The 15,994-nt window shown below is 41.3% G+C and carries 12 protein-coding genes and 1 tRNA gene; 3 read left to right on the top strand and 10 right to left on the bottom strand.

Annotated features, from left to right (window positions below):
* Window positions 1-75: 75 nt before the first annotated feature.
* The 10 genes from FTU42_RS04805 to efp all read right to left on the bottom strand — a co-directional run bounded on the left by FTU42_RS04805 (window position 76) and on the right by efp (window position 10,659).
* Window positions 76-1,035: a phage/plasmid replication protein, II/X family gene (locus tag FTU42_RS04805; RefSeq protein ID WP_180083102.1), complete on the bottom strand. Its 960-nt coding sequence runs from the start codon at window positions 1,033-1,035 to the stop codon at window positions 76-78.
* Window positions 1,036-1,321: 286 nt separating this feature from the next.
* On the bottom strand, window positions 1,322-1,693 hold the full coding sequence (locus FTU42_RS04800; RefSeq protein WP_180083101.1) for a hypothetical protein: 372 nt from the start codon (window positions 1,691-1,693) through the stop codon (window positions 1,322-1,324).
* On the bottom strand, window positions 1,690-2,889 hold the full coding sequence (locus FTU42_RS04795) for a tyrosine-type recombinase/integrase (RefSeq protein ID WP_159515925.1): 1,200 nt from the start codon (window positions 2,887-2,889) through the stop codon (window positions 1,690-1,692). Before FTU42_RS04795 ends, FTU42_RS04800 begins: the two co-directional genes overlap by 4 nt.
* A gap of 175 nt (window positions 2,890-3,064) precedes the next feature.
* A tRNA-Val gene (locus tag FTU42_RS04790) sits at window positions 3,065-3,141 on the bottom strand.
* 47 nt (window positions 3,142-3,188) lie between these two features.
* Window positions 3,189-5,180 (bottom strand): DUF3488 and transglutaminase-like domain-containing protein, encoded by a 1,992-nt coding sequence (locus tag FTU42_RS04785; RefSeq protein WP_180083100.1) that lies wholly within the window; start codon window positions 5,178-5,180, stop codon window positions 3,189-3,191.
* A gap of 13 nt (window positions 5,181-5,193) precedes the next feature.
* A complete protein-coding gene (locus FTU42_RS04780; RefSeq protein WP_180075217.1) occupies window positions 5,194-6,099 on the bottom strand; it encodes a DUF58 domain-containing protein in 906 nt (301 codons plus the stop codon).
* A 12-nt stretch (window positions 6,100-6,111) separates the two neighbouring features.
* Entirely contained in the window at window positions 6,112-7,074 is a 963-nt protein-coding gene (locus tag FTU42_RS04775; protein ID WP_180075216.1) for an AAA family ATPase, read from the bottom strand.
* 431 nt (window positions 7,075-7,505) lie between these two features.
* Window positions 7,506-7,808 (bottom strand): YbdD/YjiX family protein, encoded by a 303-nt coding sequence (locus tag FTU42_RS04770; RefSeq protein WP_005096505.1) that lies wholly within the window; start codon window positions 7,806-7,808, stop codon window positions 7,506-7,508.
* 10 nt (window positions 7,809-7,818) lie between these two features.
* Window positions 7,819-9,918 carry a carbon starvation CstA family protein gene (locus FTU42_RS04765; protein WP_005171642.1) on the bottom strand — a complete coding sequence of 700 codons (2,100 nt, stop codon included), beginning with the start codon at window positions 9,916-9,918 and terminating at the stop codon, window positions 7,819-7,821.
* Between the two features lie 171 nt (window positions 9,919-10,089).
* Entirely contained in the window at window positions 10,090-10,659 is a 570-nt protein-coding gene (gene efp, locus FTU42_RS04760) for an elongation factor P (RefSeq protein ID WP_005171644.1), read from the bottom strand.
* A 381-nt stretch (window positions 10,660-11,040) separates the two neighbouring features.
* On the opposite strand from efp, the gene epmB reads away from it, so the two are divergent.
* Genes epmB through FTU42_RS04745 form a run of 3 tightly spaced genes read left to right on the top strand, consistent with a single transcriptional unit; the run spans window position 11,041 to window position 15,965 of the window.
* Window positions 11,041-12,063 (top strand): EF-P beta-lysylation protein EpmB, encoded by a 1,023-nt coding sequence (epmB, locus tag FTU42_RS04755; protein WP_180075215.1) that lies wholly within the window; start codon window positions 11,041-11,043, stop codon window positions 12,061-12,063.
* 9 nt (window positions 12,064-12,072) lie between these two features.
* Window positions 12,073-13,818 (top strand): GTPase, encoded by a 1,746-nt coding sequence (locus FTU42_RS04750; protein ID WP_180000251.1) that lies wholly within the window; start codon window positions 12,073-12,075, stop codon window positions 13,816-13,818.
* Window positions 13,800-15,965 carry an EAL domain-containing protein gene (locus FTU42_RS04745; protein WP_180083099.1) on the top strand — a complete coding sequence of 722 codons (2,166 nt, stop codon included), beginning with the start codon at window positions 13,800-13,802 and terminating at the stop codon, window positions 15,963-15,965. Before FTU42_RS04750 ends, FTU42_RS04745 begins: the two co-directional genes overlap by 19 nt.
* Window positions 15,966-15,994: the final 29 nt, after the last annotated feature.

Genomic DNA, 15,994 nt, shown 5'->3' with positions numbered 1-15,994 from the left:
ATAAAATGCATTTCCTTTATTACTGCATGTGTCGAATTATTTTTATTTTCAAATTTGTTTTTATTATTGATTTTTTTATACATTTTTATACTTCTTAATTAAATCAATATCTACACCATACTCTGTATAAAATTTCATTCTTTTATTATGTATTGTTGATCTACTATAATAATCTTCTATACACCCCTCTTTTAATAATGTATAAAATTTTCTGTCATTTTTATCTATAATATCAAGAACTTTGTCTCTTTTATCTTGATCAGGTAAGCGTAGTCTTGAAAATTTTTCCTTAAACAAATTATTTACATACGATTTGTTTCCCCATTGATATCCATATGATAACTTCCATTCTTTAAGTTGATCATTATAAACACTAGCCTCTGCTCTGATCATTCTTTCTGCTAATTCAAAGAGCTTTGGTTCTGTGTTAAACCTTTGTAATTTGGCTTTTAATTCAGTAGATTTATGATAGTAGCAAATCGACCATCTTGTTTTACTTTTTTTACCGAAATATACGCCATTTGGATACTTCTCTTTAGCCTTATTGGGAAAATAACCAATACGTTGAATGTGGTCTAAATATCTTAATGAACGATCCTTGTTTTCAAATATCAAATCCCTTTTAACATCAGCTTTATAAACTCTATAATCACCTTTAATGATTCTCTGAATTTGTGCTGATGTAGGATGAACTAAATTCATAGTTTGTAAAACTTGTACAAACTCATAAACCAATTTAATTAAGTCTGTTTCACCAAGAATATTCTCATTTTTCAACCACTTATAAATATTACCACTTACATTAATACAACTACTACTTAATGATGTGATTTTAATATTTTTTCCATCTTCAGAGCTTAACCATTTTGGCTTATTTTTAAGCACAACATCATTATCTGAAATATTTTTTAATTCATTCAAATTTTTTAAATAATTTTTTGAATAAATATAAGTTCCATTTGAAAGTTTTTCTGCATCATGATCTACATATAAATTCACCTCAAGCATATCAATTTCAAAATTTTTCTCTAACATAATTTCCCCTTTTTTAAATTTTTAATAAAAAAATATCTAAGAAAACATTTATATAAAGGAAATAAAAAAGGTAAAATAAAATACATAAAAATTTTAAAAAAAAATTTTTTCAAAAAATAGAAAATAAAATGATCTTTTAGACTTATGAAAAAAATAAATTCATCAAAATAGTTAGATGAAAAAAATTTAAATATTATTTTTAATTTATAAATTATATTTTTTATACAAATGTGGTCTTAACATATAATATATCTTATTATAACACTTTATTACCAAAAAATCAAATTCATAGTAATGAGTTAAATAGCATATTTCTACATTCTTTATAATATTCTTCATCAGTACAAACTAAACATCCATTCTCTTTCCACTTGGATTTTAAGTCACTATTTGTACTTAGAAAAATAACCTTTGGTATATCTTTTAACTTTTCCAGATCACCTATAATTTCATCCTTTGGTTGATACAATCCAAATCCATACCAATTTTTTTCTGCTAATTTAATAACTCGTAAATTTTCAGATTCTAGTTCTGCAACTAACACTTGTGGTTCAAACTCATTCATCTGATCTTCAAATTCAGCGCTATATTCAAGACTTAAGACCCTTAATCCAAATTCATTCGAGTCCTTATCTTTATAATATGATAGTAATTTCATTTTGATATATGCTCTATGTGATCTGCCCACCATTGCATGATTAACTTTCTTTCCTCTAGATGATTACTTTTGTCATATACAGCTTTAACACCTTTTTTCTTATGTGCTAAACATACCTCAATCACTTGTTCTTTATCGCTGAATTGGTTATTTAGCGCCGTACTCGCTATATGCCTAAATCCATGCATAGTTTGCTTTCCTTTGTAACCACAACGGTTTAGCACGGCATTAAACGTCCCATCTGATATAGGCTTTTGATAAGTCGTACGACTAGGAAATAGATATGGTGATTCAGTTTTATATGTCTCTAACTCTTTCAAAAGTGTAATTGCTTGTTTAGGTAAAGGGATTGTATGTGCTATACCCCCTTTCATAACCTCAGCTGGTCTATTCCATAATTTCTTTTTAAAATCGAACTGCTCCCAAGTGGCACAACGTAATTCAGAAGGTCTTGGAGAGAGTAAAATAGCTAATTCAATTCCGATAACCATTCTCCTACTTGGATAATTTCTTACTTTATTTATTAACTCAGGCAATTCATGTAATTCAACATGACTCATATTCCCCTGTGTAAACCGAGTAATATGCCTAGACATTCTTACTAGTGGATTCTCCTCAATTAGTCCTTTGATATTTGCTAAATCATAGGCATTTGTACAATATGAGATTAGTTTATCAACTTGATTATTAATTTTATTAACTGTTCTTAATCTTTGAAAGAAATCAAACCATTCTTTCTTTTTAATTGATATACATTCTCTATAACCAAATTCCTTTATCACATGTTTTTGGATTGATTTTTTAGCTTTATAAAACGTTTCTTCATCCCAAGTATTTTTTTTAGTTTCAAGCCAATCATTGATAATGACTTCAAATGTTAAGTTTTTTTTACTATCAATATGTTTTTTATAATGTTTGCTAAATCTAACAATCTCACCATTTGATTCTTTAAGTGCTAATTCACTAGCTTTTTTTCTAGCATATTGTCCACTTACGTTTGGGTAGCTACCTAACCCCTGATAACCGTCCTTTCCCAATTCATTTTTAGAGCGATATTGCCAAGACTTACTTCCATCTTTCTTCACAAAAAAATATAACTTGCCACTATCTCTAATCCTGTAATCAACACTCTCAGGTTCTAGATTAGCCAATGCGGTATCCGATAAAGGTATCTTTTTTATTTCACTTCTTTTCATATAATTTTGTATCACGAGTTCGATTTATTTTAATGATACGTACTGTGATACAAAAATACCAGCGGTATATAGCGTTATATATCGTTATTAAACGCAATAAAAAAGCCTCAAAACATTGAATTTTGAGGCTTTTTTTTAGTATACAGTCATATTACTTTATACTAATTCATAATTTTGGTAGGTATATCCAGACTCGAACTGGAGACCTCTACGATGTCAACGTAGCGCTCTAACCAACTGAGCTATACACCTAGAATGCATGGCATATTATAAATTTTTCTGACTGAAGACAAGTCTTTTCATTTGATTTTTAAACTATCAGCACAAGTTTTAAGCAAATACTTGAATTTTTTCAATTCTTGATCAGTAAGTTCTGCTCCTGAATAAAGATATTTTTCAAAAATCCGGATTGCCTCTATAAATGCAGACTGATTTTCGACCTTAACCTGTTGGGATAAACGCTGCATCCAGTGATGAAAAGTTTCAGCAGGCTGTTTTTTGAGATCGTCAGCTAAAGATTGATTCAACTGTTGGATAGCACGATCAAATGGGGATTGAGCCTGTCGGGCTTTTAGATAAATTCTGAGTCCATAGGCTAGAATCAGTAGTGCAATACTGCCGAGCAAAACGATAATACTCGAATAAGCCGAACTCAGACCTAATTTTGATAGCCAGTTCTGTTGCGATTCTGCATTATAACCCACCACCTTGCTTTGCCACTGGTAGCTGGCATAATCGCTCCAGACCCGCATCTTGGTCATCCACTGATTATTCTGCGATGTCCAGGTCGAATTATTTGACCAAACTCTTTCATCTTGAGACATCAGGTTTTGCATTCCGCTATCTATACGTTGTGGCGCAATCATGGCAGTCGGATCAAAGCGCTGCCATTTCTGATCTAACCAGACTTCTGTCCAGGCATGAGCATCCAGTTGCCGGACCTCCCAACTCTTACGATCCGGTGCCAGTTCTCCACCCTGATAACCAGTCACCACACGTGCAGGAATCCCGACATAACGCATCAGCATGACGAAACTCGATGCATAATGCTCACAAAACCCTTGCCGCGAATTAAATAGAAATTCATCAATCCGGTTTTGTCCCAACTGGCCCGGTTTCAGGGTATAAACAAAGTTATTCTGCTGATACCAGTTGAGAACGTTCTGCACATAACGGCGTGGATCTTCAGCACTTTGCGTATATAGGCGTTGTGCCAGCTGCTGCGCTCGAGGGTCGAATCTGCGCTGTACCTGGCTATTGATTCGCGCGAGATATTGACCTACAGCCTGAGGATCATATTGTGTCCCAATCCACTGCAGCGGAATCGGTTCAACGCGTTGCGTGAGTCGTCGCGGTACAATACTCCAGTCCTGACGGTTATAATAACGGCGCTCTACAGGTATCGATTTTTCCAGCCCCATGATCCAGAACACCGAAGGATCCGCAGCCAGATATTGATAGTTCCATCCAACCGGCACTGGCGAGCTATCCATGGGCTGTCGCATTAAAGGTTGCTGATTGACGAAGCTGCTGGTCCAGCGTTGACCATCATATTCATCCAGTACCAAGGCGCGCCAATACAGCTCTGAACGCGGTGGGAGTTTGCTGACATCACCGATAATCCGGAAAGCCAATGCACTAGACTGCGATAATTCAGCAATATCACCAGGCGACATGCTGTCGCTAATACCGGTCACGCCTTTATTTTCTGGGATGGGAATATGCCAAAGTGGTGGCAAACGCGGGAAGAAAATAAACAGCAGCAGGAAAAATGGAATGGCGTACAGGATAAACTTCGCTACATGCTTGGCATCCTGTTGTAAGGCGGCACGCTGGGTGGTCGGCTCCTGCTCAAACTCGCTGGTCTGAATCCGGTACAGGCCAATCAGACAGCTGATTAAACACAGCACAATCACGATCGCCATGCCAAATGACTGACTGTATAAAAATGAACTGGCAGCGACAAATAGGGCAAAATTAAACAAAATAATTAAGTCACGCCTGTTTTTACTTTCCAGTGATTTGGCAAATAAAAATGTCGATAAAACTGCCACTCCAGCTTCAACACCAATAAAGCTCTGATAACTTAAATAAATACTGCCCAGTGCCAAAACTGTGAGCAAGAAGGTGCCAATTTTAGGAAATGGCTGCTGACGTTTCAGGAAATTCCAGATACATACAATACTAATCGCAAAAATAATACTGAGTAGAACCGGAATAAATGCCATCTGGGCGATGAGAATCAGGCCCAAAGTCAGCACAATCGAGGTACGGATTTTTGCATTGATCATGAATTTACCCGCCTTAGGCCTGCGCCAACAATTGTTTGGCTTTCCGCAGTTGTTCTTCACCTGCGCCCTGAGGCAATTCGGCCTGTGGCAAATGCAGACTATACGCACATTGCTGCTGCTCGCATTGCTCGACCAGCCCCATCACAAATTCAAGTTTTTCTTCATGTGACTGACTCGGCATATGCGCATAATGAATCTCGATATTGTGTTCATCCTGATATTGCTCAAAAACTTTGACATACAGGCCTTGTCCACGAGCAAACTGCTTCCAGGACACCGCCTGCAAGGAATCACCTGACTGGTAATTGCGTAATTCACGGAACTCATCCATATCTGGTTCAAATCGGTTGAGATGATATTTATTTTCTGTGCTAAAAACTTCAGCTTTGGGCGCGATCCAGGCCGAATGCTGATGATAAAGATAGGTCCAGGCCCGAACTAAACCAAAGGGATAGACTGAATAAATCTGAATCACCGGGTAATCAAACTTGCCACGTTGCTCTGCATAAAATGGCAGAATAAATTGCTGTTTTTGCGCATTCAGATAAACTTTCGCTAGCTGATTCCCTGCTTTGATATACAAATAACGCGGGCGAAGTTGCTGTTGTTGAAAATAAAGATGCAGATTCACGCTATGACCGACCTGCCCCACATCATCTGCGATCAATTCAATCTTCAAGCCATGCAGCTGCTTAAACGTCAGATAAAAACTGATACACAGCACAGCACTGATTAAAAAGCAGAAACCTAAAATCAGGTTGTTGGCATAATTTACCCCTGCCACAAAGGTGATCAAGATCAACACCAGATACAGATAGCCCTGCTGATAAATAAATACCAAGACGTCTTTCTGCGAGAGCTGTTTCTGCTGAGAAAATTGAAAGCGTTTGGCCAGCCATTTTTGCCAGGTTTTATCCAAGAGAGAACTCCTTTAGCTGACCGCAACCTGTTGCATGACATTCAAAGTTTCTGCTTCACTCAAACCCAGACGATGTGAAGTCACCGCCACAAATACGGCCTGTACGTCATCCGCTGTGACAAAGACACGTTGCTGAATCAGCGCATGCGCTTGTGCTGCACGCTTGAGTGCCAATAAACCACGGGTGGACAGGCCATGACGGTTCTTGCGGGTTTCTTCCGCCAGATCCAGCAGATATTCCTGAATCGCTTCACTCATAAAGACCTGATGCGCCAGACTTTGCAGATCCAGAATTTCATCTTCAGTAAAAATATGCGCCAGACTGGCAATCAGGGCAAAACGGGATTCCTGCTGTAATAACAGCTTCTCGGCATGACGCGATGGATAACCCAAAGACAAACGCATCAGAAAACGATCCAGCTGCGATTCCGGCAAGGCATAAGTGCCGCTTTGAAACAGCGGGTTCTGTGTGGCAATCACCCAGAATGGTTTTGGCAAGGCATAGCGTACGCCATCAATGGTGGCATAACCCTCTTCCATGGCTTCAAGTAAGGCACTCTGGGTTTTGGGGCTACAACGGTTAATTTCATCTGCCAGTAAAATCTGGGTGAAAATCGGGCCTTGTTTAAACTCGAACTGATGTTCTTTCTGGTTAAACATATTAATACCGATGACATCGCTGGCCAGCATATCGTTGGTAAATTGAATCCGCTGGAACTTCAACCCTGCCAGATGTGCCAGACTACTCGCCAATGTGGTTTTCCCCAGACCCGGTAAATCCTCAAATAGAACATGACCACCTGCAATCAGACAGCACAGCGCCAACTTGGTCTGGGCCTGCTTGTCCAGTACGATGGCATTGACCTCTTCAAAAAAATGCTGGATCTTGGGCGCATAACTTGCAATCTTTTGTTCAAGCACAGTATTGAGATGTGCAGTATCGTTATTTTCCTTTTGTTTCATGCCCCAGATCACACTAATTTTCCTAATAAAACACGGTCTAGGATTAACATACACTGAAATTTTAATTTCCCCAAAAGATCAATTCTCTATCTGTGTAACTGAATGAGAATACCCGCGACAAAATGGCGAAAATTCAAATAAAAATAGGTGGGTTTTATCAAGTACGGAGAAAATGGCAACATAGAAAACAGGCAAAAAAACCGGTTCAAGAAGAAATCATTTTTTCTTCGAGTGCGAGTATTAATACCTCGTATACATTTTATTTATGATAGTTAAAACACCATACTTAAAAGGTATGCAGATTTATTTTTATCCTGGATTTGAATCAAGAATATTCTGAAACAACTGAGTGAATGAAATGAGAGGTCATTCGCTCGGCCATTTTTAAGACCGATATTTAGGCATAAAAAAGCGCCCCGAAAGGCGCTTGTTTTACTCAATGATTAACACGGACACTTTTTCATCCCGCCGCCTGCCGATGGATAACGCGAATCCACACAGTGACGATAAAATGTTTTCGGGTCCATCGCTTCCAGGTCTGGATGATGCTTGCGCATATGCTCCACATAGGTCTGGTAATCTGGCACCCCAACCATCAGGCGGAAACTTTGCTGCAAGCGTTGCCACAAGGTCGCAATACGTGACCAGTTTTTCGGATTCAGAATCAAATCCTTTTGTGACATCACGGTCATTTTGATGATTTTATAAATCATGGTTTTTCCGCTTTTGGCAAATTTCAGATTCATAAGACTCTCCTTAATGACCTTTCGCTGGCTGAATGTCTTCAGGATCGCGATAGATGGCTTCCGCTTCATGCACAGAAGGATTCGGATCTGCTAAAGCACGACGAATCACGCGAATCGCGGCGAACAGCATCACAAAAGCAACGATCATAAAGAAGGCACAAAGTGCGGCATTAATCTGATTCGACATGGCCACAGTCTGCATTTCTGCAATACTTTTAGCCGGCGCCAGGATTTCATTATTGGCAATGGCCGTATTGAAACGATCAGCTTGTGCCAGGAAACCAATCTTCGGATTTTCGTGGAAAATCTTCTGCCAGCCGGCAGTCATGGAAGTAATGAACAGGAAAACGGTCGGGATAATGGTGACCCAGACATATTTCTGTTTTTTCATTTTGAACAGAATGACTGTACCGAGAATGAGCGCCATCGCAGCCAGAATCTGGTTACCAATACCAAATAGCGGCCATAAGCTGTTAATGCCGCCGAGTGGATCGACCACGCCCTGATAGACGAAGAAGCCCCAACCTGCGACTGCAACCGCAGTACCCAGCAAGTTACCAAAGAAATTATGCGAGTTTTTCACCGCAGGAATCACGATGCCGACTGTATCCTGCACCATAAAGCGACAGGCACGCGTACCGGCATCTACCGCTGTCAGAATGAATAGAGCTTCAAACAGAATCGCAAAGTGATACCAGAACGCCATCATTTCACGGCTATTAAAAATTTCCGTGATGATATGCGCCATACCAATCGCAAAAGTCGGTGCACCACCTGTACGTGACAGAATCGAGTTTTCACCGACTTCTTGAGCCAATAAAGTCAAGGCTTCAGGAGTTACCACAAAACCAAGGGTACGCACTGCTTCTGCCGCACTTTCTGCGGTAGTCCCGAGTAAGGCGGCTGGCGAGTTAATCGCAAAATAAATTCCCGGATCCAGAACTGCGGCACAGATCAAAGCCATGATCGCCACAAAAGATTCCATCAACATACCGCCATAACCGATCACACGGATATCGCGTTCGTTATTGACCAGTTTCGGTGTCGTTCCCGAAGAGACCAAGGCGTGGAAACCGGAAATAGCACCACAGGCAATGGTAATAAACAGGAATGGGAACATGGAGCCTGCAAATACCGGGCCTGTACCATCAATAAACTTGGTCACCGCTGGCAGTTTCATTTCAGGCATGGCAAACAGAATACCAATCGCCAGACCCGCAATTACACCAATTTTCAAGAAAGTGGATAGATAGTCACGTGGTGCAAGCAACAGCCACACCGGCAATACTGATGCAATAAATCCATAGATAATCAATGCCCAGGTCAGCTCAGTTCCCGATAGTGTGAAGAACGGCCCCCAGTACGGATGTTGCGCGATGTTTTCACCGTAGATGATCCCGAGCATCATCAATACAAAACCAATAATCGAGACTTCTGCAATTTTACCCGGACGGATAAAACGCATATACACGCCCATAAAGATCGCAATCGGAATCGTGGCAGCAATACTGAACACACCCCACGGACTATTGGTCAAGGCTTTGACGACCACCAGTGCCAGTACAGCCAGGATGATAATCATTACACCCAAGGCACCCAGCATGACGATAATACCGGCAAAGGTGCCGAGTTCCTGCTTGGCCATTTCACCGAGTGAACGACCGTCACGACGGGTCGAAATAAACAGCACCAGAAAATCCTGTACCGCACCGGCCAGTACTACACCGACCAAGAGCCAGATGGTTCCGGGCAAATAACCCATTTGCGCGGCCAGGATCGGACCGACCAGCGGGCCTGCACCGGCAATTGCAGCAAAGTGATGGCCAAACAAAACACTTTTATTGGTTGGCACATAGTCCAGACCATCGGCCAGACGATGCGCAGGGGTTAAACGGCGTTCATTCAGCTCAAATACTTTGGTCGCAATAAACAAGCTATAGAAACGGTAAGCAATGCTATAGACACAGGCAGCTGCCAGTACCAGCCAGACTGCATTGACATGCTCACCCCGACTCAGGGCCAGCACTCCAAAGGAGACTGCACCCACTATGGCTACCAAAAGCCAAATTATTTTCGAAGTCAGCGTGGACTTCTTTTGTAAAGTTTCCATTCAATCCCTCATATTGTGATGCATACAAATCAGCGCGGTTGTTGTTGTTCGAAGTACTGCTGTTTTCCCTTGCGACTTTACGCCTGTTCTTTTCACTTTCCTCTAAGACTTTGGCATAAAAAAAGGGATGATCTAGATCATCCCTCTCGATAATAGTCTATTTTAAAACCATTATGCACGTTCTAAATAATCACCAGTACGGGTATCTACACGAACGCTTTCTTCTTGCTGTACAAATAATGGAACACGTACCACAGCACCTGTTTCAAGTTTCGCCGGCTTACCGCCACCGCCAGAAGTATCACCACGAACGCCTGGATCAGTTTCAACGATTTTAAGTACCACGAAGTTCGGTGGAGTCACGTTTAACGGCACGCCATTGAACAGCATAATGGTACATTTTTCATTTGAATCGTCTTTTAACCATTTTGCAGCATCGCTCATCGCTGTTTTATCAGCTGCGATCTGTTCAAACGATACAGGATCCATAAAGTTCCACATTTCGCCATCGTTGTACAAGTATTCCATTTCTACTTCAACGATATCAGCCGCTTCTAGGTTCTCGCCTGATTTGAATGTTTTTTCCAGAACTTTACCTGATTTAAGGTTACGTAATTTTACGCGGTTGAAGGCTTGGCCTTTACCTGGTTTTACGTATTCGTTTTCCATGATTGAACATGGGTTACCATCAAGCATAACCTTAAGGCCTGACTTGAAATCATTCGTAGAATAATAGGCCATGACTGGCGCTCTCCAAACTTACTAACTTTAATCTATCGATGCTAAGGGCTGTTGCAATGTCATTTAGCAAGTCTGACACGAACATTAAGTTGCCACATGCACATTCATTTAATGTTACGTATTCTAAATGAGCAATGGCGCTCGCCGCAATGAAAAATTCCGCTTTCAGCCCTTCACACTGCCTAAGTTAGCATCAGGCATGAAAATCCTTTGTTTATTCATGTCTTGCTGGACGCTAAAATGCCATCCGGCTGTCATCATTTTTGACATATAGTCATGACGACAAATTTTATCGCACAGCAGATTATTCTGGTTCTCGACAAACTGTTAAACTGCAACCCTCTGGCCTTGCCCTCCCACTTCTACTGTTAATCTTCCAGCATGACGAATTATTTATATCAAGAACAAAACTGGCAATCACAGCTTAGCGACCTGATTACCGATCCGCACGAACTGCTTGAACTGCTGCAACTCGCACCGGCGCAGCTGCTCTCAGGTGCCATTTTGGCCAGTGAACAGTTCAAATTACGCGTGCCACGTGCTTTTGTCGGCAAAATGCAGCCAGGCAATCCTTTAGACCCGCTACTGTTACAAGTCCTGCCGCATCATCTGGAGCTGGAAGATCATCCGGGATTTGTTACCGATCCCTTGGGCGAAGAGCAGGCCAATCAGCAGCCCGGCGTATTACATAAATATAAATCGCGTTTCTTGCTGACGCTGACCGGTGCCTGTGCCGTGCATTGTCGTTACTGTTTCCGCCGGCATTTTCCTTATCAGGACAACCTGCCTAAAAATGAAGACTGGATCAATATCAAGCAATATCTGGAAAGCCAGCCTGATATTAATGAAGTGATTCTGAGCGGTGGTGATCCACTGACCTTATCCAACCGGAAATTGCAACTCTGGATCGAGCGGCTAGAATCTCTACCACAGCTCAAATTTTTAAGAATACATTCACGAGTTCCCATTGTGATCCCTAACCGGGTGGACGAAGAGCTACTTAGCATGTTAAAAAACAGTAGGCTACGTATTATTCTGGTGGTACACTCCAACCATGCATCGGAGCTGGATGACTTCACCTGCAAGCGTTTGAACCAGTTGGTTCAAGAACAGATTACTGTGCTGAATCAGACAGTTTTATTAAAAGGTGTGAATGATTCTGCTCAGGTTTTGACAGATTTAAGCTATCGCTTGTTTGATGCCGGGGTGATGCCGTATTATTTACATGTACTTGATAAAGTAAAAGGTGCACATCATTTTGATTTACCACCTGATGACATTTATGAGATTTATACTGAAGTTTTAGCGAACCTTCCGGGGTATTTGGTTCCTAAACTGGTTCGAGAAATAGCGGGCGAGAACAATAAGACACCGCTTTTTGGGGTTTCAACATTTTTGAGTTAAATAATAAAGATGAGCAAGCATACGTCCGACATTTTTCAGACACCGACGGAACTCACACGGGATCAGCTGAGCTTTTGCCCGACGACTGCCAAAGCTTTGCAAGAGTGGGTTTCCGGTATTTCAATTTTGCAACTGGGAAATTCATCCAAATCCCTGTTTAATGCCTTATTAGAAATTTCTGAGCTGAAATGCACAGAAACCCTGCGCTTTGACCTGATTCAGGTCTTGCATCCGACCCTTGAAAATGTTCTGACCAGTCTGGAAAAGCATTTTGTCAATCAGGGGCTGATTACTTCAGATCGTAACGACCAAATCATTGAACTGGCCATGCTGCTGCGTAGCCATTTTGCCAAAATTTATATTGATATCGTCAAACGCTGTAATCATCAACTGACCCATCAAAAATTTTCCCTGTTTTCTCTGGGTAAAAAGAAAAGCATTCAAACCGCGCGTATGGTGTCGATTTATTATGCTTTGCAACAGCTCAGCCTGCTGTTATATCAACAGCATATGTTATACAGCACACCGGATATGGGGCAATGGTTGGCTGCACATCAACTGCTTGAATGTGCAATCGAAAATAATTTCTACCAAAGCAATATCAATCAGGTTTTAGGCACCCAGCACGAGATCCAGAATATTGCACATGCTTATGCTCAACTAATTTTACTGGATATTTTTAATACCCATCAGATTCGCCCTGCAGAAATTCAGGGGCTGTACCTATGCAGTTTTGACTGGGCCAAACTGGTGCAGATTCTACCGAAAGAAACCACACTGTCCCGCTATGTGGTGGATGCCAGCAAAGATCACCCCCCGATCTTTAATTCGCATCAGGGTGAAAATTTTCAGCCAAGCTTCTATATTTCCACCCAGAATCTGATGGAACATTTGACCCATACTCAAAGCAAAAATGCCCAGTATCTGTCGCGTAATGAAAAACTGTTCCTGACCCCTGCACTACATTTTCATATCTATAATCTGCTCTCGAATAATATCGAACGCCGTCACGAACGTTATGAATATTCAGCCCAGATCAATATCTGCTTTGGCTTGACGGTGGCACATTTTTATCTATCCAAAGGTAAAAACTTTAACGAGACCCTGGAACTTGAGGCCAATTATAATTTCCAGAGTGAAAGCAGTTTTGTCAGCTCAATGGAAAATGCCATTCCAAGTGGTTTTAGCAGCATCAAGGCCCTCGATCGCGAAACCAAACAGATTCATAGTGCTGAAGTTCTGGATATTAGTGTCAATGGTTACCGGATTAAATGGACTGGTATTACCCCTGCCAATCTAAAAACCGGTGAATTTATTCTGGTTCAGGAAAAATCACAGCGTCAGTGGCGTGGTGGTGTGATTCGCTGGATCAAGCAATCGACCGACAAGAGTCTGGAAATTGGTCTGGAAGTTCTGGCTCAGGAATTATTCCCTTGCGCGGCTTATAGCCGTACCGAACGCCATCATGTCAATTATCAGCCTGCACTGCTGGTAAAAATGACGCAACTGGATCAGGTCACGACCAGTGTGATTGTCTCTGGTTCACAGATGTTTAGGGAAAAACAAACCATTCATTTACGCCTCGGTCAGAAAGAATTAAAAATCTATCTGACCAAAGCACAACTGATTACGCAGAGTTTTATCCGTTTTGATTATGAATTATTGAATGATCAAGAAGAAGAAATGATAGAAAACTTTATCGGTCAGCACATGAATGAAAGCAGAAATCATGATTTATGGGAAGCATTGAAGTGAGAAATCCATTATTGTCTAAAAAGTTAAAACGTACCGAAACACGTTTACTGATTATTGATGATAATCAAATTAGATATAATCAAATCCGTGATCTTCTGACCAGCAATGACTATCAGGTCGATGCTGTCCTGCTTGATGATTTGCAATCTTTTGAAAAACAGTTAAATTTTAACTGGGATCTGATTATCTTTGGCCGTGCTTATGATCTGAAATATGAACAGGCCTTAAGTCTGGTGCGTCTTTCCCAGCAGTCTCATCTGCCGATGATTTTGCTTAAACCGGATGACTATCAGGCTGAACACTATGCCCAGTATATTCATAAAGGAATTTATGACATTCTCAATTTTGACTACCTGGAACGCTTTTATGTGGGACTGGTTCGGGCATTGTCATTTAGCCGTGTATCGCAGACCCAGCAACATTTGCTCAATGAACTGGAAGCAGCACAAAGTCAGACACAATCCTTAGTCGAAGATAGTAACCGTGCCATCGCAACCATTCAAGAAGGGATTCATATTCAGGCCAATGCAGACTATCTGAAACTGTTTGGCTTACAAAGTGAAGACGAGATTATTGGCCTGCCGCTGCTAGATCTATTACAACCTTCTGATCTAAACGACTTTAAAACACGTTTCAAAAAGATTTCTCAAGGCCAGGTCGATTTAGGCCGGGTTGAAATCCACTCTCTTAATCCGCGTGTCGCCGCATCTAAGCCATTAAAACTGGAATTCTTGCCATCCAGCGCTGAAGAAGATGCACTACAAATTACTATTGATACTCAGGCTCAAGCAGGCAATACCGAGAAGCCGGCCGGAAAACCGAGTACTTTCCAGCTCCTTAAACGTGAAATAACCAAACAGTCCGCACCTGTAAATGCCATAGTAACTTTCTCTTTAAGTTCCTATGAACCAGAAGTTCTACAGTCTGAGTGGACGACGTTTAGTGGATATTTCAAAGCTGTTAAAGAATTCCTCAAAGAACAAACCCATGTTCCATTATTCAAGCTGGAATATGACGTCCTTGTCGGTCTGTTCCAGGCAGATTCCAAAGCAATTCTTGAATCCAAACTGATCGGATTAAATGCACTCAGCAAGCCACAATTAGTGACAGTGGGACAAAATTCGTTCCCGCTCAATTTACGCATGGGTTATGTGGTTCTGGAACAGGGTTTAAATGATGAAGCGCACTGCAATGAACTGATTGCACGAGCCTTCTCTACGTCTTTACCTCAAGCAGAAGTAGCACCTGAATTTGTACTGGATATTCCTGCTTCACTGAGCAACCAGCCATCTCTAGAAATGCCGCAGATCGATTTTAGTGTGGCTGAAACACCAATCGAAAGCCCAACAGTTGCGGCGATCAGTCCAGCAGTCAGCTCTATTCCTGCGGCGACACCTCATATCCTGAAAGCTTTGAGTGAATGTCTGGATCGTGGTGAAATCCATTTAAAATATCAGCAGTTGTATGATAAAGAAGATACCCGCCTTTATACTTATGAAGTGACCAGCGGCTTCATTTATGAGAATAAATGGCAGGATATTTCTACACTCCTTGAACTGCATGAAGATGATGAGCTGTCGATTAAACTGGATCGCTGGATTCTGGTTGAAGCCAGTAAACAGTTGCACAACTTTATTACCCAGTATCCGGATGCGACCTTAATCGTGAATTTGAACCGTGCGGTACTCTTTAAAGACCGTAGCTTCCCGGAATTTATTTCCAAGCTGATTACGATTATTCGCAGCAAAGTCCGACATCCGCTGATCCTGCAATTCTCTGAAGAAGATATTCTGCTGAATCAACAGGATGCGCAGAAATATCTACGTGTTCTGCATGAACATGGCGCGCTGATTGCGCTGCGTGATTTTGGTCAATCGATGTATAGTCCGAATTTGCTGCGTGAGCTGGAAATAGATGGTGTCAGCTTGCATTCCAGCTTGACCCAGATGCTGAATAACGAGACTGAAGTCGAGCAGCTGCAGGAAAAAATCACCAGCTATAATGATATCAAACCGCTGAATATTCTGGTCCGCGAATTAAATGATATGACACTGTTCGCCAATGCCTGGAATGTTGATGCCCGCTTTATTCAAGGGGATTATTTCCAGAAAAAACTCGATCACCTGATTGATGTACAAGAGCATTAAATAGTTATATGCCTGCCATGCGGTTATTT

The organism is Acinetobacter sp. YH12102 (assembly GCF_013419125.1).
Lineage (GTDB): Bacteria > Pseudomonadota > Gammaproteobacteria > Pseudomonadales > Moraxellaceae > Acinetobacter > Acinetobacter pseudolwoffii.
This window is presented reverse-complemented; position numbering and strand designations above follow the sequence as displayed.